This window comes from Rhizobium sp. 10N427 (assembly GCF_056394605.1).
On sequence record NZ_JBFTID010000001.1, the window covers coordinates 576033 to 600146 of the forward strand.

The 24114-nt window shown below is 62.6% G+C and carries 22 protein-coding genes; 5 read left to right on the forward strand and 17 right to left on the reverse strand.

Going from position 1 to position 24114, the window contains the following annotated elements; translation table 11 throughout:
* Positions 1-7: 7 nt before the first annotated feature.
* Together AC1DIJ_RS02485 and AC1DIJ_RS02490 are read right to left on the reverse strand one after the other, a co-directional pair.
* Positions 8-727, reverse strand: a complete 720-nt coding sequence (locus AC1DIJ_RS02485; protein ID WP_112388741.1) for a FadR/GntR family transcriptional regulator — start codon at positions 725-727, stop codon at positions 8-10.
* Positions 724-2175 carry an FAD-binding oxidoreductase gene (locus AC1DIJ_RS02490; protein ID WP_112388742.1) on the reverse strand — a complete coding sequence of 484 codons (1452 nt, stop codon included), beginning with the start codon at positions 2173-2175 and terminating at the stop codon, positions 724-726. The genes AC1DIJ_RS02485 and AC1DIJ_RS02490 overlap by 4 nt, the downstream gene beginning before the upstream one ends.
* Before the next feature lie 161 nt (positions 2176-2336).
* Between AC1DIJ_RS02490 and gloA the strand changes: the two genes are divergently transcribed.
* Positions 2337-2750, forward strand: a complete 414-nt coding sequence (gene gloA, locus AC1DIJ_RS02495; RefSeq protein ID WP_003592575.1) for a lactoylglutathione lyase — start codon at positions 2337-2339, stop codon at positions 2748-2750.
* A gap of 77 nt (positions 2751-2827) precedes the next feature.
* Here the strand turns inward: gloA and AC1DIJ_RS02500 are convergent, their stop codons facing one another.
* From AC1DIJ_RS02500 to AC1DIJ_RS02515, 4 genes are all read right to left on the reverse strand, one after another.
* The gene (locus AC1DIJ_RS02500) at positions 2828-3796 is read right to left on the reverse strand and encodes an ABC transporter permease (RefSeq protein WP_477831169.1); all 969 of its coding nucleotides are present in this window, start codon (positions 3794-3796) and stop codon (positions 2828-2830) included.
* Positions 3797-3806: 10 nt separating this feature from the next.
* The gene (locus tag AC1DIJ_RS02505; RefSeq protein WP_112388743.1) at positions 3807-5309 is read right to left on the reverse strand and encodes a sugar ABC transporter ATP-binding protein; all 1503 of its coding nucleotides are present in this window, start codon (positions 5307-5309) and stop codon (positions 3807-3809) included.
* A gap of 5 nt (positions 5310-5314) precedes the next feature.
* Positions 5315-6355: an ABC transporter permease gene (locus AC1DIJ_RS02510; RefSeq protein ID WP_003592569.1), complete on the reverse strand. Its 1041-nt coding sequence runs from the start codon at positions 6353-6355 to the stop codon at positions 5315-5317.
* Positions 6356-6461: 106 nt separating this feature from the next.
* A complete protein-coding gene (locus AC1DIJ_RS02515; RefSeq protein WP_112388744.1) occupies positions 6462-7541 on the reverse strand; it encodes a sugar ABC transporter substrate-binding protein in 1080 nt (359 codons plus the stop codon).
* A 221-nt stretch (positions 7542-7762) separates the two neighbouring features.
* Here AC1DIJ_RS02515 and AC1DIJ_RS02520 point away from each other — a divergent pair, with 221 nt between their 5' ends.
* The 3 genes from AC1DIJ_RS02520 to AC1DIJ_RS02530 are packed head-to-tail and all read left to right on the forward strand — an operon-like array spanning position 7763 to position 11769.
* Positions 7763-9373, forward strand: a complete 1611-nt coding sequence (locus AC1DIJ_RS02520; RefSeq protein ID WP_112388745.1) for a GMC family oxidoreductase — start codon at positions 7763-7765, stop codon at positions 9371-9373.
* Between the two features lie 26 nt (positions 9374-9399).
* Entirely contained in the window at positions 9400-10668 is a 1269-nt protein-coding gene (locus AC1DIJ_RS02525; RefSeq protein WP_112389042.1) for a glycerate kinase type-2 family protein, read from the forward strand.
* 12 nt (positions 10669-10680) lie between these two features.
* Positions 10681-11769 (forward strand): lactonase family protein, encoded by a 1089-nt coding sequence (locus AC1DIJ_RS02530; protein WP_112388746.1) that lies wholly within the window; start codon positions 10681-10683, stop codon positions 11767-11769.
* Positions 11770-11778: 9 nt separating this feature from the next.
* Here the strand turns inward: AC1DIJ_RS02530 and AC1DIJ_RS02535 are convergent, their stop codons facing one another.
* The 9 genes from AC1DIJ_RS02535 to AC1DIJ_RS02575 form a co-directional block, all read right to left on the reverse strand.
* Positions 11779-12522: an amino acid ABC transporter ATP-binding protein gene (locus AC1DIJ_RS02535; RefSeq protein WP_112388747.1), complete on the reverse strand. Its 744-nt coding sequence runs from the start codon at positions 12520-12522 to the stop codon at positions 11779-11781.
* A complete protein-coding gene (locus AC1DIJ_RS02540; RefSeq protein WP_112388748.1) occupies positions 12519-13493 on the reverse strand; it encodes an amino acid ABC transporter permease in 975 nt (324 codons plus the stop codon). The genes AC1DIJ_RS02535 and AC1DIJ_RS02540 overlap by 4 nt, the downstream gene beginning before the upstream one ends.
* A gap of 61 nt (positions 13494-13554) precedes the next feature.
* Entirely contained in the window at positions 13555-14388 is an 834-nt protein-coding gene (locus AC1DIJ_RS02545; protein ID WP_112388749.1) for a transporter substrate-binding domain-containing protein, read from the reverse strand.
* Positions 14389-14533: 145 nt separating this feature from the next.
* Positions 14534-14923 carry a carboxymuconolactone decarboxylase family protein gene (locus tag AC1DIJ_RS02550; protein ID WP_112388750.1) on the reverse strand — a complete coding sequence of 130 codons (390 nt, stop codon included), beginning with the start codon at positions 14921-14923 and terminating at the stop codon, positions 14534-14536.
* Positions 14916-15725: an alpha/beta fold hydrolase gene (locus tag AC1DIJ_RS02555; protein WP_112388751.1), complete on the reverse strand. Its 810-nt coding sequence runs from the start codon at positions 15723-15725 to the stop codon at positions 14916-14918. Before AC1DIJ_RS02555 ends, AC1DIJ_RS02550 begins: the two co-directional genes overlap by 8 nt.
* Positions 15726-15727: 2 nt before the next feature.
* Complete coding sequence (locus tag AC1DIJ_RS02560; protein WP_112388752.1) at positions 15728-16804, reverse strand: LLM class flavin-dependent oxidoreductase; 1077 nt, start codon at positions 16802-16804, stop codon at positions 15728-15730.
* Positions 16805-16844: 40 nt separating this feature from the next.
* Positions 16845-18359, reverse strand: a complete 1515-nt coding sequence (locus tag AC1DIJ_RS02565; protein ID WP_112388753.1) for an aldehyde dehydrogenase — start codon at positions 18357-18359, stop codon at positions 16845-16847.
* 1 nt (position 18360) lies between these two features.
* Positions 18361-19353 carry a flavin reductase gene (locus AC1DIJ_RS02570; RefSeq protein ID WP_112388754.1) on the reverse strand — a complete coding sequence of 331 codons (993 nt, stop codon included), beginning with the start codon at positions 19351-19353 and terminating at the stop codon, positions 18361-18363.
* Positions 19354-19518: 165 nt separating this feature from the next.
* Positions 19519-21321, reverse strand: coding sequence for a helix-turn-helix domain-containing protein (locus AC1DIJ_RS02575; protein ID WP_112388755.1), 1803 nt, complete (start codon positions 21319-21321; stop codon positions 19519-19521).
* Positions 21322-21489: 168 nt separating this feature from the next.
* On the opposite strand from AC1DIJ_RS02575, the gene AC1DIJ_RS02580 reads away from it, so the two are divergent.
* Positions 21490-22083, forward strand: coding sequence for an amino acid synthesis family protein (locus AC1DIJ_RS02580; RefSeq protein ID WP_112388756.1), 594 nt, complete (start codon positions 21490-21492; stop codon positions 22081-22083).
* 6 nt (positions 22084-22089) lie between these two features.
* Here AC1DIJ_RS02580 and AC1DIJ_RS02585 read toward each other — a convergent pair whose 3' ends face one another.
* Positions 22090-23007, reverse strand: coding sequence for a glycoside hydrolase family 25 protein (locus AC1DIJ_RS02585; RefSeq protein ID WP_112388757.1), 918 nt, complete (start codon positions 23005-23007; stop codon positions 22090-22092).
* Between the two features lie 260 nt (positions 23008-23267).
* The gene (locus tag AC1DIJ_RS02590) at positions 23268-24110 is read right to left on the reverse strand and encodes an alpha/beta fold hydrolase (RefSeq protein ID WP_112389043.1); all 843 of its coding nucleotides are present in this window, start codon (positions 24108-24110) and stop codon (positions 23268-23270) included.
* Positions 24111-24114: the final 4 nt, after the last annotated feature.

Genomic DNA, 24114 nt, shown 5'->3' on the forward strand with positions numbered 1-24114 from the left:
CAACAGATTATTCGGGTTGTTCTCCGGCCAGCCCGACGCGGTTTGCGGCACCATGGAGGTGCGCCCGCATGGCATCACGGGCTTCGTCGCCGTCGCCCGCTTCGATGGCATCGAGAATGCGTTGATGCTCGCCGAGGGTCACGGCCGCCAGATCTTCGGAACGCTGCTGGTTGCCGGAGGCCAGAATGCTTTCGCGCACCCGCTCGGAAACGAACATCAGGAATTGGACCATGTAGAGATTGCCCGTCGCCGCAGCGACGGTTTTATGGAATTCGAGATCGGTCTTAAGCCACATGACGCTGCCGTAGGGTGCATCACGCATCGTCACCAGCGCATCCTTCATCGCCGTCAGGTCGTCGCCGGTCCGGCGCTTGGCGGCAAGGGCCGCCGCCTCGACTTCGAGAATGCCGCGCAGTTCGAACAGCGACTGGAAGGCCGCAGCCTGCTGCAGGGCTTCGTAGTCGATCGTCAATGTCGTGGCATTCGGCTGGTCGGCGACGAAAGCGCCGCGGCCCTGCTGCGACCAGATCCGGCCCTCGGACCGCAGCCGCGCGATCGCCTCGCGCACGACGTTGCGACTGACACCGAATGTCTGCGCAAGCTGCTGCTCGGTCGGCAGCTGATCACCCGGCCTCAAACGCCCCTGGGCGATTTCGCGCGAGATCGAACTTGCGACCAGCGTCGACAGATGCGGGCCCCGATTGACCTTGTCGAGTTTCAGCGTCATTCCCTACCCCCTGCCATGCCATCTGCACTTGCCAATATCCGCCCCTCGCTCAAGAGATGCCGTGGGTCGAATGCATCCTTGATCCGGCGCGAGAGCTCCAGCGTCAAGGGGTCGGCACGTTTCAGGAAGGCGTCCTGCTTGACGCGGCCGATGCCATGTTCGGCGCTGATCGAGCCGCCATGCTTGTCGACGACATCGAAGATCACCTCTTCTGTGGCATGAAACAGGCCATCGAACTGATCATCGGGCATGCCGACAGGCGGAACGATATTCAGATGGATATTGCCGTCGCCGACATGGCCATAGGTGACGGCGATCGCCTCGGGATGCTTCTGCGACAGCGCTTCGAGCGTGTCGCCGACGAAGGCCGCCAGGCTCGAGATCGAAACCGAGACATCGGTCCTCAGATATCGTCCGCCGCGGCCCTGCGCCTCGACCATCATCTCGCGCAGCAGCCAGAGCCGGTCGCCCTGCGCCTTGCTGCTGGCAATGACGCCGTCGAGAACCAGATCGGAGGCGTCGCCGAGAAATCCTTCGAGCAAGGCGCGAAGATCAACGCGTCCGGCTGCCGAAGCCTCGATCAGCACATAAACGGGATAGGCCTCGCTTAGGGGATCGGGAAGATCGTCGCGGGCGTTGATGGCAATCTCGATGCCGCCGCGCAAGATGAGCTCGAATGCCGTCAGCAGGTCGCTGCACTGGCGGCGCGCCCGCGCATAAAGCTGCATGGCATCATCCACCGAGGCCAGCCCGACCAGCGCCGTTTCCACCTGTTCCGGCTTCGGAAACACCTTGAGCGCCACGGCGGTGACGATGCCGAGCGTGCCTTCGCTGCCGATGAAAAGCTGTTTCAGGTCATAGCCACGGTTGTCTTTGCGCAGCGTGCGCAGACCGTTCCAGATCCGGCCGTCGGCAAGCACGACCTCGAGGCCGAGCACCAGGTCGCGGGTCATGCCATAGCGCAGTACGTTGAAACCACCGGCATTGGTCGAAACGTTGCCGCCGATCCGGCAGGTGCCCTGCGCCCCAAAGGTGATCGGCAAAATACAGTCGGCCGCTTCGGCGTGGCGCTTGGCATCTTCGAGAATGCAGCCGGCCTCGACGACCATGGCGAAATCGATCGGATTGACGGAGCGTACCTTGTTCATCCGCTCCAGCGAAACGACCACCTCGCCGCCCGGATAGCTCGGCACTGCCGCGCCAACCAGCCCGGTCAGCCCGCCCTGCGGAACGACATGGATCTTCTCTTCATGGCAAAACGCCATCAGGCGGCTGAGCTCAGCGGCCGAGCGCGGCCGCGCCACGGCCAGCGGCCGGCCGTAATGCTCTCCGGACCAATCGCGGCTGTAGCGCTCCAGCGCCTCGCCTTCCGTCAGGAGCAGGTCTGCCGGCATAGCGGCAGAGAGGGCGGCAAGCGCTCTTTCCTGGAGGGGCGGAAGGGCATTCATTCGGTTGCTCCGGTTAAGCGGGAAAACATCTGGACAACTGGGTCACTTACATGGTTATCATACAACACTGGTTTCGAACATCAAGTGCGGCGATCTTTTCCAATGCTCGCCTTTCGCTAAAAACCAGTGTAAAAACGATAACTTGCAGGAGGATCCGTACTATGACCGCAGCGTCCGGCCAATTTCGAAATATGCACGTCATGATCCGTGTGTTCGACCTCGATAGGTCGATCAAATTCTACACGGAACTGCTCGGCATGAAGCTTCTTCGCAAGGATGACTATCCGGGCGGAAAGTTCACCAATGCCTTCGTCGGCTATGGTCCCGAGGAGACCGATACCGTCATCGAGCTGACCTACAACTGGGGCCGCGAAGAACCCTACGAACTCGGCACCGGCTTTGGCCATCTGGCACTCGGCGTCAACGACATCTATGCCGTCTGCGCCGCGCTTGAGAAGCAGGGCGCCAAGATCCCGCGCCCGCCGGGTCCGATGCTGCACGGCACCACGCATATCGCCTTCATCGAAGATCCTGATGGCTACAAGATCGAGCTGATCGGCCTCGACACGATGTAAGACCCGCTTCGTCTTCCGGAGGCCGCGCTGCAGAGCGCGGCCTTTTTTGTTTGCTGACGCCGTCTGCGTGCGGCCCATCATTTGATGATCGCAATCTTGCTGCGGTCGATGGTAATGGCGACGGCGAGGATCAGCACCGAGCCGAAGACGACGTTTTCGGCAAAGATGTTGATGCCGATGAAAGTCATGCCGATGCGCACGATCGAGATGATCAGCGCGCCGACAGCCGTGCGGGCGACCCCGCCGAGACCGCCGGTGATCGCCGTGCCGCCGACGATGACGGCAGCGATTGCCGGCAGCAGCAGCTGGTTGGCCAGGTTGGGCGAGCCGCTCGACAGACGCGCAGCCAGGATCACGCCGGCAATCGCCGCCAGCATGCCCGAGATTGCAAAGGCGACGATCTTGGTCCGCTCGACATTGATACCAGCAGCGATCGCCGCAGGTTCACCGGCACCGATCGCCAGGCTGTGGCGGCCGAAGCGCGTATATCTGAGGCCGAAAAATGCCAGGATGYCGATGATCGCGGCAATCCAGATGACCGTCGGCAGGCCCGCAAAGTTGTCGTTGATCCAGGCTGTGTTCAGACGGCCGGCTTCCTCGATGGTAATTGCCCGCCCGGCCGCGGCCCACAACGCGATACCGGCGACGACGCCGCCTGTCGCCAGCGTCGCCACGAAGGACGGCACCTTGAGGCGGACATGGACGTAGCCACTCAACGCGCCGAAGACCAGGCCGGACAGGATCGCCACCGGAAAGGCGAGCATGCCGATCTGCGGCAGAAGCTGCGCCAGGATAACGCTCGACAGCGACGCCACCGACTGGATCGACAGGTCGATGCCGCCGATCAGGATGACGAAGGTCACACCGGCAGCGAGAATGAAGAGCACCGCCGTGTTCGACAGCAGAAGGATCAGCGTATCGCCGGTCAGGAATCCGGGAGCCGCGACCTCGATGACAAGGACCAGCACGACGAGGAGTGCGGGCGGAATGGCGCCCTGCATCCAGCCTGCGGCGAGAAGGGATTTCATATCCTTGAAACGTTCCATCATCGCCTCCTCACACCATCGCCCGGACAAGATCGACCTGATCCGGCTTGTTTCCGGGCGCCGCATCGAAATGCGCCGTGACGGCGCCATCGCGCATCACCAGCACCCGATGCGACAGGCCAATTGTTTCCTCCAGCGTGTCGGAGATCAAAAGGATCGCGACACCCTGCGAGGACAGATCGCGCACCAGTTCATAGACTTCCTCCTTGGCGCCGACATCGAGACCGCGCGTCGGGTGATCGAGGATCAGGATCCGTGAGCCCGCCGTCATCCAGCGCGCCAGAACCACCTTCTGCTGGTTGCCGCCGGAGAGTTTCCGGCAGGCGATATCGGGTCCCGGCGCCTTGATGCGCAGCCGCTTGATCCAGTCGGCTGCCAGCCGCCGCTCGCGGCGATAATCGATTGCGCCGTTGCGCATTACCGAGGAGAGATCGGCAAGGGTGATGTTTTCGGCGATCGACAGGAACATCACCAGCCCCTCGACGCGGCGCTCGCGCGGGATATAGCCGATGCTCTTGCGGACGGCCTGCTGCGGCGTACGGAAATGCACCGGCTCGCCGTTGATCTTCAAGGTGCCGCCGGTATGGGTCATGAAGCCGCCGATGGTGCGGGTCACTTCCTCGCGGCCGGAACCGACGACGCCGGCAATACCGACGATCTCGCCGGCATGGATCTGCAGATCGACATCGTGAAAGGCGCCATCGATTGCCAGCCGGCTGGCATCGACGACGATTTCGCTCTTCGGCGGCAGCTGCTTGTCTTCCTTGTAATAGGTAGACTGCAGCCCGCGGCCGACCATAATCTCGTGCAGTTCGGGTCCGGTGACATCGGCAGCCCGATGCTCGGCCACCACCTGCCCGTCCTTCATCGTGTAGACGCGGTCGGAGATGCGCAGCACCTCGTCCAGGCGGTGCGAGACGAAAACGAAGCTTGCCCGCGATTTCAGCGAGCGCACGCGCTTGAACAGCACGTCGATATCGCTGCCGCTCAGAACCGAGGTCGGCTCGTCGAGCAGGATGACCAGCGGGCGCGAGACGGTTTCTTCCAGCGTCAGGGCCTTGGCGAGTTCGACCATCTGGCGCGCGGCAAAAGTCAGTTCCGAGGTGCGCGCGGTCACGTCGATGTCGACGCCGATCTTGTCGAGCTGGCGCTTTGCCGCTGCCCGCATCGCTTTCCAGTCGACGATGCCGAAGCGGACGAACTGGCTTTCCTGGCCGAGATAGATGTTCTCGGCAACGGAGATGTTGAGCAGCAGCGACTGCTCCTGGAACACCATGCCGATGCCGTTGGCGGCGCCATCGCGCGCATTACGCAGCTTCAGCGGCTGGCCGTCGAGCATCAGCGTGCCGCTGTCAGGCTGATGTGTGCCTGCAAGGATGCGCATCAATGTCGATTTGCCGGCACCGTTTTCGCCGATGAGGCCGACGACCTCGTTCGGCCGGATTTCGAGCGAGACGTTCTTCAATGCGTGAACGCCGGCGAAGGATTTGCTGATATCGTTGGCTGAAAACATGGCGGTCACTTCACGATCTGGAGACGCAGGCGGTCGAGCGACAGCGCGACGGCAGCGATGATCATCAGGCCCTGAACGGTCTGCTGCACATAGGGCGAGACGCCGAGCAGGATCATGCCGTTGCTGAGAACGGTGACGATCAGGACGCCGACCAGCGTATTGATGACGCCGCCTTCACCGCCGGTCAGCGCCGTACCGCCGACCACCACGGCAGTCACCGCCGCAAACAATCGGCCATCGGCGATGACGGCATCGGAGCGGCCGAGCTGGGCCGCGGCAAGAACACCGGCAATGCCGAAGAAGAAGCCCGCCAGCCCGAACGCCATGATGCGGACGCGGCGGAGATTGATGCCCGAGAGTTCGGCGACATCCTCGCCCCCGCCGATCGCCATGATATGGCGGCCGAGACGGGTATAATATTGAACGGTGCAGGCAATCAGGAATGCGGCGAGCGCCACCCAGACGGCGAAAGGCAATCCGAGAAAGCGGGCAAGCGCCAGATCGCGGATCGACGGATCCATCAGGCGCACGGCGGAACCACCGAGCATATAGACGGAGATGCCGAGCCCGATGAACCAGACACCGAGCGTCGCCATGAAGGACGGGATTCGGAGATAGGTCTGGATGATGCCGGTCGTCAGGCCCATGACGGTGCTGGCGGCGATCGCGGCGATGACGGCAAGCCAGCCGTAGGCATTGGCATTGGCATCATTGGTGGCGAGCAGCACGGTCACCATGGCCGCGACCGAAAGCGAGCCCTCGACCGAGAGGTCTATACTGCCGAGCAGGATGATGAAGGTCAGGCCCATGGCGAGCGTCAGCGGAACCGCGGCGGAATTGGCAACGCGCACCAGGTTGCGAGGCTCGATAAAATTGGGATTGGCGATGGTGATGAGAATGCAGAGCGCGATCAGCACCAGCGCCGGAGCGTAGGCGCGCAAGCGCTTGAGGTTCGGCCCGCTGAACAGGCGGCTTCCAACAGTCGGCATGGCACCTGCCTGTTCGCTTTTTGTCATAGTCTTGATGTTTTCGGCATTGATGGTCAACAGACGGCACCTCATGCGTCATGCGGAGGAGCTGGCAGGCGCCGTAGCGCCCGCCAGCGACGAGGCAGCCTCGGGAGGAGCCGATGCTGCGGGAGAGACGGTGCCGCTAGGTGCGGATGGCGCCTGTCACACGACCCCAAAGGTCGTTCCAGTCCAGCGTCGGATGCGAGTCGATGTTGGTCTTGTAATATTCCTCGACATTGTCCTTCGCGATCAGCACGGCCTTGCCGTAGAATTCGCGATGGTCGGCCGGTTCCTTGGCCGGGTCGAACTTCTTCTGGAGTGCAGCCAGACCAATGGCGAGGCCCATGCCGCCCTGCCAGAACGGATCCGAGGTGACCGTGCAGGCAAATTCGCCCTTGCGCACCGCGTCAACCGCAGCCTTGATGCCGTCAACGCCGACGACGGGAACCTTGCCAGCGAGGTTTTCGGCGCGGAGCGCTTCGAGTGCACCGGTGCCCATGTCGTCATTGGCAGCCCAGATGCCCTTCACGTCATCGCCGAAGCGCGTGAGCAGGTTGCTGGTCAGGTCGTAGGCTTCCGACGACTTCCAGTTGGCGACCTGGAAATCCAGGAGCTTGATGTTGGTGTTGGCAGCCAGCGCGTCTTCCAGACCCTTCTTGCGCTCGATCGCCGCCGTGTTGGAAATCTGTCCGCCAAGCGCGATGATGCCGCCGGAGCCGCCGATCGTCTTGAAGAGGATTTCGGCAATCTGCTTGCCGCTGGAGATGCCGTCGAATTCGATGTGCGAGACGTAGTTCGGATTGAAATCCTTCGGATGAAGGTCCGCCGGCTTGTTCCACTGCGTCACGACATAAGCGCCCGCCTTGGCGCAGGCCTCGACGATCGGTCGTGCATCCGGCGTATCGTTCGGGTCGGAGTTCAGCACCATGTTGCCGCCGGTCTTGGCGAGCATCGCCTTGATGTCAGCAATACCCTTTTCGCTGTTGCCCTCGGAAACCAGCGTGACGTGGTCAAGGCCGATGGCGGAGGCGAAGGCCTCGGCACCCGTCTTCCAGACGGCATGATAGGGGTTGGAGAGAGAGCGGATGGACGTGACAAGCGTCGGCTTGTCAGCGGCGAAGAGCTGCCGTGGCAAGGCGGCGACCGTCGCACCCGCTGCGACCGTCGCCAGAAACGATCTGCGGTTCATGCTGCCGAAACGCGAATTCATCTTATCGTTCATTCGAAAACCTCCCGTTGAATGACGAAGATAGCGATGCCGTCCTTGTTTCCCCGGCATCTCCATCTGAAGCGACGTCGTCATAACATTTGTACGACAACCCTTCAAGACGATAACCGTACCCTTTCTCTTGACGAGGGGCAAGAGACTTGAGATTGTGATCGCGAATTGATGCCGGGACAACGAGGAGCGACCGGTTTCATCTGGATTTTACGGAGGAAAGAATGCCCGATTACATCATCGTCGGGGGCGGCTCGGCGGGATGCGTGCTTGCTGCGCGCCTGAGCGAGGATCCGGACGTATCCGTGACCCTGCTGGAGGCTGGCCCGCGCGACAGCAATATGTATATCCATCTACCCGTCGGCTTCTTCAAGATGACCGCGGGGCCGCTGATCTGGGGCTATGAGACGGTCGCCGGGCGCGAGATTGCCGGACGCAAGATGGTCTATCCGCAGGCGCGCGTGCTCGGCGGCGGCAGCTCGATCAATGCCCAGGTCTTCACCCGAGGCTGCCCCGAAGATTACGACGGATGGCGCGACCTCGAAGGATGCACCGGCTGGGGCTATGACGATGTCAGGCCCTATTTCCGCAAGTCCGAAGGCAACGACACGTTCGGCGGCGCCCATCACGGCACCGAAGGACCGCTCGGCGTCAGCTCGCAGACGCCGCATGCCCTCACGCGGGTTTTCGTCCGCGCCGCCCAGGAAGCGGGTCTCCCCTTCAATCCCGACTTCAATGGTGGATCGCAGGCCGGAGCCGGCTTCTACCAGACGACGACCCGCAATGGGCGCCGCAGCAGCACGGCCGTCGGCTACCTGAAACCCGCAGCGCACCGCAAGAACCTGACGGTCCGCACCGATACGGCCGTCAACCGCATCGTCATCGAAAATGGCTGCGCCGTCGGCATCGAGATCATCGAAAACGGCCGCCCGGTGCTGCTGCGTGCCGAGCGCGAGGTCATTTTGACATCGGGCGCCATCGGCTCCCCGAAGATGCTGATGCTCTCCGGCCTCGGCCCTGCAGACGAATTGCGGGCGCTCGATATCGACGTTGTCAGGGATCTGCCGCAGGTGGGCAAGAACCTGCAGGACCATATGGATGTCGATGTTCTCGCCGAACTCACCGGATCACACGGCATCGACCGCTACAAGAAGCGGCATTGGCAGGTGGCGGCGGGCATCGAATACGCGCTGTTCGGCAAGGGTCCGGTCGCATCCAACATCGTCGAAGGCGGCGGCTTCTGGTGGGGCGACCGCGCCGAGGCGACGCCGGATCTGCAATTCCACTTCTTGCCCGGCGCCGGTGTCGAGGAAGGCATCGGCGGCGTACCCGGCGGCAATGGCTGCACGCTGAATTCCTATCACGTCCGCCCGCGCTCGCGTGGGACGGTGACGCTGCGCTCCAAGGACCCGGCCGTTCCGCCTGAGATCGACCCCAACGCCTTTGCAGAGCCTTACGATCTCGAGCGTGCTGTCGACGGCATCAAGATCTGCCAGGAAATCCTCTCGCAACCGGCCTTCCGGCCCTTCGTCAAACGGCTGCATCTGCCCGACGGTAACATCCGCACGCAGGAGGAATACCGCCAGTTCGCCCGCCAATACGGCCGTTCTGCCTATCATCCTGTTGGCACCTGCCGCATGGGTGGCGGCGAAGACGCCGTCGTCGATCCGGACCTCAAGGTGCGCGGCATCGATCGCCTCAGGGTCTGCGACAGCTCGGTGATGCCGCGGCTGATTTCCTCGAACACCAATGCGGCAACGGTGATGATCGCCGAAAAGGCGGCCGATATTCTCAAGGGCGTCTTGCAACGGCAGCCACAGCACGATTACGCATGACGATCCTTTCCAGCGCAGATCATTCCATGACCTATTCCATCCCGTCTCCCCGCGAATTCCTGGCCTCGCTCTTCCACGCCGCCGTCAAGGCCGCCGATCCCCTGACGGGGATTGCGGCGCACCTGCCGGAAAAGCCGAAGGGCAAGACCGTCGTCATCGGCGCCGGCAAAGGGGCGGCGCAGATGGCGCGGGCACTTGAAAGCCTCTGGGACGGGCCGCTGGAAGGCGTCGTCGTCACCCGCTACGGCTATGGCTGCGAGACCGAACATGTCGAGATCATCGAAGCCTCGCATCCGGTGCCGGATGCTGCTGGTCTCGCCGCATCGAAGCGGCTGATCGAGACGGTGAAGGATCTATCCGCCGATGATCTCGTCATCGCTCTTGTCTGCGGCGGCGGCTCGGCGCTGCTGCCCTCTCCGCCGAAAGGGCTGACGCTCGAGGACGAGATTGCGCTCAACGAGATGCTGCTTGCCTCGGGCGCGCCGATCTCGGCGATGAATGTCGTGCGCAAGCATCTGTCGACCATCAAGGGCGGACGGCTGGCGGCAGCGACCAGGGCCCGCGTCGTCAGCCTCATCGTCTCCGACATTCCCGGCGACAATCCTGCCCATGTCGCATCCGGCCCGACGGTGCCCGATCACTCGACCCGGCATGAGGCGCTTGAGATCATTGCCCAGTACGGCCTCAAATTGCCGCAGGCGGCAATCGATCACCTCAATTCGGCGGCAGCCGACGCGCCGCTCCCGGATGATCCGGCCTTTGTCCGCAACAGCCACCATATCATCGCCTCGGCCGGTGTTTCGCTGGAGGCCGCTGCCGCACTGGCGCGTGCAGGAGGCATCGAGGCGGCGATCCTCTCGGATGCGATCGAGGGCGAATCCCGCGACGTGGCGCAGGTGCACGCGGCTATCGCCAGGGAAGTGCTCGGCCGCAACCGGCCGTTCGCCAAACCCGTCGTCGTCCTTTCCGGCGGCGAGACGACGGTGACGCTGCGTGCGAAAGGCGGCAAGGGCGGGCGCAACGGCGAGTTCGCGCTGGCAGCAGCCCTTGCCCTTGACGGGCACGACATCCATCTCATCGCCGCCGACACGGACGGCATCGACGGCTCGGAAAACAATGCCGGAGCCTTTGCAGACGGTGCGACGGTGAAACGGCTGCGCGCAGCCGGTCTCGACCCGCGCCGCGTTCTCGATGCCAATGACAGCTATACCGGCTTCAAGGCGACCGGCGACCTTTTCGAAACAGGCCCGACCGGCACCAATGTCAACGATTTCAGGGCGATCCTGATCCTCTAGCCGGAACCGATCATGCAACACCTGCTCTTCATCGGCACGCTCAACCAGCCGACCTCCTATTTCGAAGGTGCCAATGGCGATGGACTTTCGGTTCATCTCTTCGACGACGAGACGCTGAGTGCCGAGCGGCTGGCTACAGCGCCGCAGATCGTCAATCCGACCTTCCTCACGCCATCAGCAGACGGCAGCCTCGTCTATGCGAATTCGGAGATCGAAGGCTGGTACGAGGGCCTCGTCACCGCCCTTTCGTTCGACAGGCAGGCCGGGCGCCTCCGCCATCTGAACATGCAGCCGTCGCTGGGCGCTACCACGGCGCATAACGCCATCTCGCATGACGGCAGGCACCTCTTCGCCGTCAACTATGCGATGGGAGACGGTGGCCCGGATCAGGCGCTTGTCGCCTTCGAGCGCCGGACCGACGGCTCGCTGGCGCCGGGCAAGATCAGCGTGGCGCAATCCGGAACCGGCCCGAACCCCGCCCGCCAGGAACGCAGCCATCCGCACAGCGTCACCGAGATCGCCCCGAACCTGATCTTGGTTGCCGATCTCGGCACGGATCGGCTGACGATCTACGCTCTCGAAGGGGACCGGTTCGAGAAGGTGAGCGAGACCGCGGCAAGGCCTGGTGCAGGACCGCGCCACGTTGCGCTCCACCCCTCCGGCCGCTTCGTCTTCGTCATCAACGAGCTTGATTCCACGGTGGCGAGCTATCGCTTCGATGCTGCCCGCCGGACGCTGCATGAGATCGAGATTCACTCGACGCTGCGGCCGCAGACCACGGGCACCAACTATGCGTCGGACCTGCAGATCTCGCCGGACGGCCGGTTTCTCTACGGCGCCAATCGCGGGCATGACAGTATCGCGGTCTTCGATATCGACCCGGAAACCGGCAGGCTTTCGCCGAAGGGTCAGGTGCCCTGCGGTGGCCGCACGCCGCGCAATTTGGCAATCGCCCCGCAGGGCGGTCACCTTCTTTGCGCCAATCAGGATAGCGACGTCGTGACCATTTTCACCCGTGACCGGGAGACCGGAGCGCTCCGCGACAGCGGCAAGACGATCCACATCGGCACGCCGATGTGCCTGCGCTTCGCCCGGGCTTGACGCCCGCCCTCAGTGCTTGAGGATCTGGCTAAGGAACAGCTTCGTCCGCTCATGCTGCGGATTGGTGAAGAAGTCGTGAGGCTTGCCCTCCTCGACGATCTGGCCCGAATTCATGAAGATCACCCGGTCGGCAACGGCCCGGGCAAAGCCCATTTCGTGGGTGACGCAGACCATCGTCATGCCATCCTTCGCCAGACCGGTCATGGTTTCCAGAACCTCCGAGACCATCTCTGGATCGAGCGCCGAGGTCGGCTCGTCGAAGAGCATCACGGCCGGCTCCATGCAGAGCGAGCGAGCAATCGCGACGCGCTGCTGCTGGCCGCCGGAGAGCTGGATCGGGTATTTGTTGGCCTGTTCCGGAATGCGTACGCGCTCGAGAAAACGCAGCGCCGTCTTCTTCGCTTCCGCCGCCGGCACGCCCTTGATCCACATCGGCCCCACCATGCAGTTCATCAGCACCGTCATATGCGGGAAGAGATTGAAGTGCTGGAACACCATGCCGACATTCTTGCGGACGTCGCCGACATTGCGCATCCTGTTGTGCAGGGTGATGCCGTTGACGGTGATATCGCCTTCCTGATGCGCTTCCAGCCGGTTGAAGCAGCGGATCAGCGTCGATTTGCCGGATCCTGAAGGACCGCAGACGACGATGCGCTCGCCCTTGGTGACCGTCAGGTTGATATCCTTCAGCACCTGGAAGGCGCCGTACCACTTGGACACATTCTTCGCTTCGATGATCTTGTCGCCGTTCATCGGACTTTGCTCCTGGCGTAGTGACGCTCGATGCGGGATTGGATGAGCTCCAGGCAGATCGACATGATCCAGTAGAGCATGGCGGCGGAGATCAGCATTTCCATGTGCTGGAAGGTCTTCTGTCCCAGCGTGCGGGCAAGGAACATCAGTTCCCAGACACCGATCACCGAGACCAGCGAGCTATCCTTCAGCATCGAGATGAACTGGTTTCCGGTCGGCGGAATGATCACAGGTAGGGCCTGCGGCAGGATGATCTTGCGCATCGTGACGCCGAAACCGAAGCCGATCGAGCGCGAGGCTTCCCATTGGCCGCGATCGATGCTCTGGATGCCCGACCGGAAAATCTCCGTCATATAGGCGCCGTAGCAAAGCGACAGCGCCAGGATACCGGCCGGCACCGCGTCGATGACGAAGCCGAGCTGCGGCAGGCCGAGATAAATCAGATAGACCTGCATCAAGAGCGGCAGGCCGCGGAAGAACGAGGTGTAGAAACTGGCGATCGCATAGGCAAAGCCGTTGGTCGACAGCTTGGCGACGGCACCCAGAATGGCGATCGCAGAGGCGATGACGATCGATATCGCAGAGACGTAGATCGTCGTCACCAGACCCTGCGTGATCATGAAGGGCAATTTCTCGGCAATGAACGGCAGGCTGAGATGAAAGGTGGCGAAGAAGGCCAGGAACAGAGCGAGCAGTTCCAGCCAGACGATGGCGATCTGCACCCTCAGCGGCGCAAAACCGATGAGCACGACATTGAGCACGAAGATGACGGCGATAACGAAGGCGATCGCAAAACGTCCGTAGATGCCGCTGGATGCGGGATCGCCGATCACAGGGCGCATCAATTCGCCCATCGCGGTGCCGCTCATATTGAACATCAGGAAGAAGGCGAGCACGACGGCAAACAGTGTCGCCACGAACCACGGCTTATGGACGAGTACTTCAGACTCGACTGTATCGGGATAAAGCATCTCTTGTCCCTTGCGGCAAATCGACGGTCCGGGGGTCCGGACCGTCTGGTTCTGGCGGCGGTTACTTTACGACCGTATAATCCACGCCGTACCACTTTACCGAAAGCTTGCTCAGCGTACCGTCCGCCTGCATGCCCTTCACGGCCTCGGCGATCTTGTCGTTGAACTCCTTGTCGCCATGCTCGATGGCAATGGCGAGCGGCTCGTAGAAGACCGGGTCGCCGATCTGCTTGATCGGATAGCCGGCCTTGACCGCGTCGAGAATGCTCGGCAGCGAGGACACGACGGCATCGAGACGGGTGCCGTCACCGAGACGCAGGTCGTCGAAAGCCGTGGTCGAGTTGGCGTAGGACTTCACGTCCTTCGGCTTGAACTCGTATTTGAACGGAGGCGCGCCGGCAGCGTCGAGCGTCAGGTCGCCCTTGGCATAGGCCTCAAAAGTCGAGGTCGCCGTAGTGCCGACCACCTTGCCGTCGAGATCGGAAAGCTTGGTCGCCTTGCTGTCCTTGTGAACGGCAACGGCGGCAGGGGTGTAATAATAGACGGCCGGGAAATCGAAGATTTCGGCGCGCTTCTTGGTCGGCGTCATCGAGCCGACATGCATGTCCCAGCGGCCCGCCCAGTTGCCGGCGGTGATGATGTCCCAGCCCGGCGTGACGAATTCGACCTTCACGCCAAGACGCTTGCCGATATCCTTGGCAACGTCGATGTCGAAGCCATCGAGTTCGTTCTTCTCGTTCATGAAGGATTGCGGCGCCCAGTTGGCGTCGGTCGCAACCTTCAGGTCCTTGGCCGCCAGCACGCGGTCGAGCACAGCACCGGCATTCGCCGGCACGGCAGCCAGCGCGACGGCGAGCGACGCAGCAGCGGCGGTCATCTTTGTCAGTCTGTTCATGCGATGGTTCCCTTTATTGTCATTCTTGGTTTTTGGCCCGGGCTCATTCCCGTACCGTCATGCGATCTTGAAGTCGAAGAGACCTTTTCGTCTTCCGGCGATCTGAAGCAGCCGCAGGCCGGTCGCTTCCTTGAATCGATGGAAGTCAGAGCTCTCCTTTCTGGCGCATCTCGTCGCGGATAGAGCGTGCGACCCGGAAGGCTTCGACGCCGGCCGGAATGCCGCAATAAACCGCGATCTGCGTGAGTGCCGCCCTGAGCTCGTCATCGGTCAGCCCATTGCGGATGGCGCCGCGGAAATGGATGCCGAATTCATGCATGCGATTGAGCGCCGCCAGCATGCCGAGGTTCAAAAGGCTGCGCTGCTTGAGATCGAGACCGTCATCGGTCCAGGCCGTGCCCCAGCAATATTCGTTGAGCACATCCTGGAACGGGGCCGAGAAACTGTCGGCGCCGTTGATGGCGCGATCGACGTAGTCGTCGCCGAGAACCTTGCGCCGGACGGCCTCACCACTCTTTCTGAGCGCTTCATCCATGGTTCGACTCCCCGGTTGTGAGGAACTCGCGCATCAGATCGGCAACCGTCTGCGGCGCCTCGATCAGGATCGAGTGGCGGAGGCCCGGCAGGATCGCGAGCTTCGAGCCTGGAATGCGCTCGTGCATGTAGCGGGCCATGCGCGGGTTCGACCCGGCATCGTCTTCGCCCGTCGCAATCAGCGCCGGGCAGCGGATCTGATCGAGGAATCCGCCGAAGTCGGTTTCCGCCAGCACGCGGTAGGCCGCCGCATAGCATTCCGGATCATTCTCGGCATCGCGCTGTCTAAGCGTCGCGATTACCTCCGGATTGTTGTCCTGGAATTCTTCGGTCAGCCACCGGGACAGCGATGCATTGTGATGGTCGGCAGGCGTGCCGGCGCGCAGCGCCGACAGCCGTTCGAGAACCCGCGTCCGCTCCTCCGGCGTCCGGCCAGCGACAGTCGATAGCAGCACCAGCTTGCGCAAGCGCTCGAGATGGGTCAACGCCAGGCGTTGTGCAATCAATCCGCCGAGCGAGAAGCCGGCGAGATTGAAAGTCGAGAAACCTGCCTTGTCGGCCAGCGCCAAAGCTTCATTGACGAAATCGTCGATCTCATAGCGGCCCTTGGCCCGGCTCGAATGGCCATGGCCGCGCAAATCGAAGGTCAGGATCGTGAACCTGTCCTTCAGACGCTCGACCACGCCCGACCATGCCTCAAGATAGGAGCCGACGCCGTGGATGCAGACCAGCGGATCGCCGCTGCCGTCGATCCGGTAGTTGAGCGTCACGTCTGCGACGGTATGGCGCTGTGCCTCTGCCATGATCAGCCCGCCGCCGCCTTGCGCTGCTTGTCTTTTTCGCGTGCCGCGAAGAAGGGCATGATTTCCTTGACGAACAGCTCGATCGTCCGTTTCTGCAGCTCGAAGGGCAGATTGAAGGTGAGCCCGAGACAATACTGATCGACGCCGGCTGCCTCATAGACCAGCAGCTTTTCGATCGCCTCATCCGGCGTGCCGAACATCAGGTTCTTGCGGATGTTGTCCGGGTTGTAGTTGTCCTTGCCCTTGACCGCCTCATAGGGAACCGCTTCCGGAAACCCTTCGCGCACATTGCCGATATTCTGCATCAGGTTTTCGAAGGTGCGGCCGTAATCCATGCTGTGCTGGACAGCGGTTTCCCAGCCGTCCGCCTTGTCGTAGACGCAGGTGCGGCGCTGCATCATGAAGCGCGGGCGCGGGACTTCCGGATGGTCGGCAACGGCCTTGTTGAACTTGTCGGCCAGAACCTGGATTTCTGCGGCAGGCTGGGAGAGCGGTGTGGAGAGGATGCTGGCGCCGTTGGCGATCGCCCAGTCGAACGAGCCGGGATCGCGCGCCGCCACCCAGATCGGCGGATGCGGCTGTTGCAGCGGCTTCGGCACAGACGTCGCCGTCGGGAATTTCCAGTAGTGGCCGTCATGGGCATAGTCGCCGGCCCACAGCTTCTTCACCGCAGGAACGATCTCCTTCATATAGGCGACGCCTTCCTGCTGCGGCATGCCGCCCGCCATCCGGTCGAACTCGTACTGGTAGGAGCCGCGGGCGATGCCGAATTCCAGGCGCCCATTCGTCAGGTGATCGCAGAGCGCCGATTCACCGGCGAGCCGGATCGGGCTCCAGTAGGGAGCGACGAGCGTCGAGGTGCCCAGGCGGATCTGCTGTGTATGCTGTGCCAGCCAGACGAGCGTCTGGAAAGGATTGGGAGAGATCGTGCATTCGATCGTGTGATGTTCGGCCGTCCACAGCGCCTCGAAGCCACCTTCGTCGGCCATCCGGGCAAGATGAAGAAGGTTGTTCTTGGCCGTCGACATCGAAACATCGGGCGAGAAGCGCTCCATGGTCAGCGATACTGCGAATTTCATCTGCTAGCCTCCCGTTCGGGCTGAATTTTCTTCTGTGCCGTCACTTCAGACGGATGACGAAGGGGTCCTGCATTGCCCCGGAGTAATCGATGATGACGTTCTTCAACCGCGAGAATTCGTGCATCACCTCGAAACCGCCGCGGCGGCCATAGCCGCTCTCCTTGAAGCCGCCATTGGCGGACATGAAGGAGGCGGAACGGTAGGTATTGACCCAGACCGTTCCAGCCTCGATCTGATTGGCGAAGCGAAGTGCCCGGTCGATATCCTTGGTCCAGATGCCGGAGGCGAGGCCGTAATGGCTGTCATTGGCGAGCGCGATCATCTCCGCCTCGTCGCGGAACGGCATGACGCCGACCACCGGGCCAAAGATCTCGTCGCGCATGAAGCTCATGTCGTTCTGCGCATCGACCATGACGGTCGGCTCGAAATACCAGCCGCCGCTCGACAGGCCTTCCTTCTGGGGACGGCGGCCACCGGCTGCGATCTTCGCGCCTTCCTTGACGCCGGATGCCACGTAGCCCTCGACCTTGGTGAGCTGGTCGGCGAGCGCCAGCGGACCGATATCCGTCTCCTCGACCGTCGGCAGGCCGACACGGATGCGGGCGGTGCGGGCAACCAGTGCATCGATGAACTTGTCGTAGATACTGGCCTCGACGAAGCAGCGCGAACCGGCAACGCAGGTCTGGCCCGCCGCGGCAAAGACGCCGGACACGACACCGTTGACCGCATGCTCGATCTCAACATCGCCGAACACGACATGCGGAGACTTGCCGCCAAGCTCTATCGAGCAGGGCACGAGGTTCTGCGCCGCATTGCCGGCGATGCGGCGGCCGGTCGCGGTGCTGCCGGTGAAGACATACTTCGAGACACCCGGATGGCGTGTCAGCGCCTCGCCCGCACTCTTACCGGTACCAGTGACGACATTGACGACGCCTGCGGGAAAGCCCGCTTCATGGATCAGCTCGGCCAGCGCCAGCGTCGAGGCACTTGCATGTTCGGAGGGCTTGATGACGACGGTGTTGCCGATCGCCAGGCACGGCGCCAGCGTGCCGGTGAGCAGCATAAGCGGCGAATTCCAGGGCGTGATCATGCCGACGACGCCGAGCGGCTCGCGCAGGTTGAGGTTCAGCGTATCGACCCGGTTGATCGGGATGGTGTCGCCCTGCAGCTTGTCAGCCATGCCGGCGAAATAGTGATAGCTATCCGGCATCGAGCGCATCTGCGCCCGCGTTTCCTTCAGCAGCTTGCCATTGTCGCGCGTCTCGATCTCGGCCAGCGTATCGGCATTGGCCCGGACAAGCTCGGCAAGACGGCGCACCAGCGCGCCACGATCGGTCTGCGTCATGCGGCGCCAGGCGGGGTTGCGGAAGGCAGCATTTGCTGCGGCAACGGCAGCCGCGACATCATCGGCATCGGCCTCCGCCAGATCGCACCAGCGCTCGCCGGTCGTCGGATCATAGCTTGCGATATAGTTGCCGTTCTTCGGCGCTACGAATTCGCCGTTGATGAACAGGCCCTGGCGCGAACCTTCGATGGAGCTGACTGTCGTCTTCATGTCACTGTCCTTGGTCTTGGGAGGCTTGGATCCAGGCACGGGCTTCGCCGTCGATCATCGCGACGCGGCCGCCATCGTCGGAATCCATGTAGATGCCGAACCGGCCTGCCTGCCGCTCGCGCACATAGCGGCGCAGCATCGAACGCAGTTCGTGGGTGGCGATCGTCTCGTAGGGAAGATCGTCGATCGCAAAGAAACGGAGATCGGCGGGCAGATTGACGCCCTCCCCCTCGCCCGCCAGCCGCGCACGATAGACGAGATAGCCTGGATCGCTGTCGGCAACGTCGAAGACAGAGTAGAGGAAGGTCTCGTCCGGCATCAGCCGCAGTGCATCGCCGCCTTCGACGACCAGCTGGCTGTCAGCCTTGCGGCGGCGCGCCGAGGGAAGCACCCAGCTGCCCTTTCCGTCAGCCCGCAGCAGCAGGCCATCGCCGGCTTCGATCAGGTAGCCGATGATCATGCCATGAGAAGCGAGCCAGCCGGATGGCAGCGGATCCTTGACGCTGGCATAGCGGCCGCGGCAGAAGCCGAGTGGCGCGGTCGGGCTGGTGCCGAAAGCCCTGACCTGGCCGATCAGAACCGTGTGATCGCCGGCATCAACCGAGCTGAAGGTCGTGCAGTCGAACCAGGTGAGACTATCCGTCAGAACAGGCGCACCGGTATGGATATGGTCGTGGGTGACGGACTGGAACTTGTCCGGCGACTTCGAGGCGAAGGTACCCGATACATCGACCTGGCCTTCATGGAGGATATTGACTGCAAAGCAACCGGCACCCGTAAAGGCCTGATAGCTGGACGCGGACTTGGCGATGCAGACCAGAAGCAGCGGCGGATCCAGCGAAACCGAGGTGAAGGAATTCGCGGTCATGCCGCGCGGCGTGCCGTCCTCATCGCGGGTGGTGATGACGGTGACGCCCGTCACGAAGGTTCCGAAGGCCCGGCGCAGTGCGATCGGATCGATCGGCGCATCCGTCTTTGCCGCTATCTCCGCCATGCTTTCGTGCCTCCTCCGTTTGTTGAAGAGGAGGCTATCGCTGCCTGTCCGGTGGTTCTTCCGCGCCTTCAAAGGAAAGGCAGGAAAACTTCTGCTGCGATCCATAGGAGAGGGAAAGTGGCCGCGCGAAAGCACTGCAAGCGAGGATAACGGGGCTGTGGGAGATTACTTTCCGGCCGTTGCGCGGTTGTCGATGACGCCATGCAGGCGGATCGCCAGTTCGACCGCAAAGCGCTTTTCCGGCATCTCGACATCGACGCCGAAGAGTTCCTGGATGCGCGACAGCCGATAGCGCAACGTCGTCACATGCAGGCCCATCGTATCGGCGCAGGCCTGGCTGCGGCAGCCTTCCTGCAGGTAGGTAGACAGCGTCTCGAGATAGGGCGTGCCGTTCTCGCGGTCATGCTCGGCAATGGCGCCGACGCTTTCCTGCACGAAGCTGCGCACGTCGCCGGCTTCGGACGCCGCAACCAGCATCGGCAGCGGCCCGAAATCCTGAGCGGAAACGGCGCCTGTCAGCCCGAAGGAGCGGCCGATGCGGATCATCCGGCTGCAGCGTTCCCAGGCGGCGGGATAATCGGAAAGCGCGGCACAGCGGTTACCCGCGACGACCACGGGCGGCTCGTCGAAATAGCGGCCGAGCTCCTCGGCAATCCGCCGTGTCAGCTTGGCCGTGCGTTCCTGCCGCTTGCTCGGATCATGCGGAACCAGGCACACGACGCCGCCATCAATCGCGATCAGGCTCGCCTGCAGCGATGCCTGCTGCATGATGCGTGCAAGGGTGTGTTCTACATCGACGGAAGCCCCGCCGAACGCCTTCGTCTTGTCGGGAAAATCGATGACGATCATCTGCTGCGGCGTCGCGAAATTGAGCCCCAGCCTTTGGGCGCGCTGGGCGACATCTCCGGCATTGCGCCATCTGGCCTCGACGATCTCGAAGAACAGCTCGGTCTGTGTGCGGGTCTCAAACCGGAAGCGGATGAAACTGCGCATCATCTGGACGCTGAGCGCGAACTTGGCGCTGTCGAGCATCAGGAGATCGAGATCGCTGAACTCGCGCGAGGTGGGGAAGATGATCAAGGCCCCCACCAGCTGGTTATCGACCATCAGTGCCTCGATGCGGGCCGAGATCTTGAAGCGCTGCGTGCCATCATCGAGAAACAGGCTCGCGGCATCGGTCGTGCCACGATCGATCGCCTCGCGCGCCGCCTTCATTAGCGGCCGGGCAAAGACGGTGGACGCGGCCTCCTGCCACGAGGCCTCGTCATAAAGCCCATTTGGCGGCCGCCCCGCGATCACCTGATTGGCGGTGAAATCGACAACCACAGTCGGGTTCGGCAGCATCATGCCGACCATCGCGGACAGCGGCGCAACCGCACCGTCACTAAGCACATGTTCGAGCAGCGAGGTATGCGCCTGCAGCGCCCGCTCCAGCCGCTGCGCCGCGCGCTTCTCTGCCTCAAGCCGGTGCTCGCGCTCGACGGCGATGGCGCCCATGTGAATGATGGTGCCGAGAAAGGCGAGGTCGTCTTCGGTGACATCGGTGATCTGCCGGGAGATGACGCTCAGCACCATCGGCCGGCCCTCGGCATCCCGGCAGTTCATCGGCATCACGACGACCGTGCGGTAGTCGCGCTCGAAGGCTTCCTTGCGATAACCCGGAAACTCGGCCGTCTCGCGCGCGTCGCGGATATAGACGGGCTCGTTGCGCTGCAGGGCAATCAGCGACGGGCTTGTCGCCAGTTCCCATCGGTCCGGCAGCTGGCGTTCGATCAGCGTCGGATCGTAGCGGACGATGACATAGGCATAGCCGTGCGCCGCATCGATGCCCATGATCGAACCAAGCGACCAATGGGCGTGACGGCAGGCGGCCGCGATCAGGTGCTGCAGCACGGTCTGAAGGTCGCCGCCGCTGTTGATCTGGCTCGCGACGTCGCGGAGCGCCAATATCTGAGACTTCTGATCCAACCTGCCTCGCTCCCCCCGGCTGGCGCGTATCATGCGCGCGGCCTCAATAGAAATCTACTCCGTTTCGATGGAAGCTGAAGCCATCCGCTTCCGCCGATCAAAGGAAGACGTTCGCCGTTTAGCCGCTAGGCTTCTAGCCAGTTTCAACATTTCGTATCGGCGCAAGGCATGACACTCGGCATCAGAAAGATTTCCACCTTCCTCGAAGAAACGCATGTCGAAGGCGGCAAGGCAGCGCCTCGGCCGGTGACCATGGTCGTGGTGGCAGCAGTGATCCAGAACCCCTGGGCCGGGCGCGGCTTCGTCGAGAACCTGCGGCCGGAGATCATCCGAATTGCCGGCGAACTCAGCCACGAGATGACCAGCCGCCTGTTGCGGCAGATGGATGCCGAGAAGATCGAGGCCTGCGGCAAGGCGGCAGCGGTCGGCATCAACGGCGAGATCGAACATGCCTCGGCGATGATCCATACGCTGCGCTTTGGCAACCCGTTCCGCGAGGCGATCGGCGGCACCAACTATCTGGAATTCGCCAATACCCGCAACGGCCCCGGCGCCCTGCTATCGCTGCCGATGATGCACAAGAGCGAGAGCGGCAAGCGCTCACACTTCCTGACCGCCAACTTCATGATTGCCGATGCCCCGGGCGCTGATGAAATCATCGTCGCGATCGGCGCGGCCGACGGCGGCCGGCCGCATGCGCGCATCGCCGACCGGTTCCAGGATATTGCCGAGATGGAAGCCGAAAAGGCAGCCAAGGGCTAACCCGGGCTACCGGCCCCCGTCGCCGGGAATTGCCGCGGTGATGATCGTGTCGGCCGCAATCAAGCGGTCGAACACGCCGGGGAGCTCGATCTTTGCCAGGATCAGCGGCGGATCGGGATCTCCGGGCGGCAGCAGACGGCCCTGCGGCCAGATGGCTTTCAGCTCCTCCCGGTTTACTGAGGCGAGGTTGACATCGATATCCGTCAGCGTTCCCGGCACCCGGTAGGGGCAGCGTCTCGTCGAGCAGTTCGACGCCGAGGAGAATTGCCACAGGAAATATTGCTGCCAGTTGCCCATCGGAAATGTGCCGCCGACATCAGGCTTGTAGCGCGCATACCAGATCGGCAGCCGTGCCAGCACCGGATAGATCTGCCGGTAGGCGGCGATATAGCGGGCGGTCGCGTGGTTGACGTAAAGGATCGGATAGCGGCCGGTGCGGGTTCGGATATGCCCGGCAAAGATCTGCGCATCAGACAGCGACATGAACTGATCGGTGTCGAGCCCCTCGAGATCGAGGACCATCAGGTCGTCGGGGCCGGGCTCTGCGTAGTCCAGAAAGTGGTTGGCCTGATCAACCGGGTTGCCGGGTCTGGCGACATGATAGGCGCCCCATAGCAGCCCGCTCTGCTTGGCAATGAATTTCCGGGTCTGATAGAGCTCGCGGCTGACCGCATATTTGCGCCACATCGTCTTGCAATGCGCGACGGTATCGCCGCGATGCTCGCCGCTGCAATCAAACACTTCCGGAAGCCCGTCCGAGGCCTTGGAAATCATCCCGGCGATCCGCTTGTCGGTGAGCAGAGCATCCCAGTCGATCGCGTTCATCTCATAGGCATCGACGATAAGCGCCGCATCCTGGCGGTTCCAGGGGGCCGCGTCGCGCGCGCCAGCGGAAGGACCGGCCAGTGAGAGACCGGCCGCCATGAGGTATGCAAACACCCATCTAAGGGATCGCCGCATCGACCGCCCTCTGTTCGTGCCGGGCAATTATATTAGATCATGCTTGCGCGAAACTGCGCCGGAGCGGCAGGGGGTAAACGGTGCTACGCCTTTCGGACGAATTGCCGAAGCGGCAGCCGTCTCCCATATCCATTTGGCTATGGTGAAAAGGACAGATGACCGACACCAATGCGGGGCCCGCTGAACCGGAATTCGGCGGGCCTCCTTTTCTTCAGGCAGAATCCCTACTTCCCGGCAATCGCATTGCGGATCATCGCGTCGTAGCCTTCCGGATCCTGCAGCATCGCAAAATGGCTGGCATCCTTGAGGATCACCAGTTTGGCGCCCGGAATTTCCTTTGCCATCATCTCAGTATGATCAAGTTTGACGGCCTCGTCGTGGTCGCCGATCGCCAGCGTCACCGGCACGGCGATCTTGGCGAGATTCGCAGCAGTCCAGGCCGGCTGGCTCGCCCACATCGCCGAGATCTGGTTGACGAACGCGTCATATTCGTTCGGCGTCGGCGACAGCTTGTTGTAGGATTCGCCCGCGGCATTGATATAGTCGCTGAAGGTCTTGTTGGTCATCACGTCGGCCTTGACGCCATCGGTCGTGACATTCGCCGCCTGGGCAATGACCCGCGTCAGCTTCTCCGGATGCGTCATCGCCATGTCGATGCCAATAATGCCGCCGTCGGACCAGCCAACGAGCGTGACCTTGTCCAGCTTCAGATAGTCGAGCAGCGCCACGTAGTCGGACGTCATCAGGTCGTAGCCGAAGGGCTGGGCGCTGCGCGTCGAGCGGCCGTGGCCGCGGCTGTCGGCAACGATCACCCGATGATCCCGGGCAAAATCCGCGACCTGATTGCCCCAGACATCGGCGCTGCCGAGACCGCCGTGAATGAAGAGGATAGGGTCGCCCTCCCCATACTCAGCGTAGTACATCTTGATATCGTTGACCGGTGCCATGCCGCTGGCCTTGGCGGGCGGCATCGGTGGAAAACTGGGTAGCGTTTCCCAGCGCTCGGCGGCTTTTGCCGCCGTGGTCAGGGCGAGTGCGGTCAATAGGGCAATGGCAGCAGCTTTGATTGCA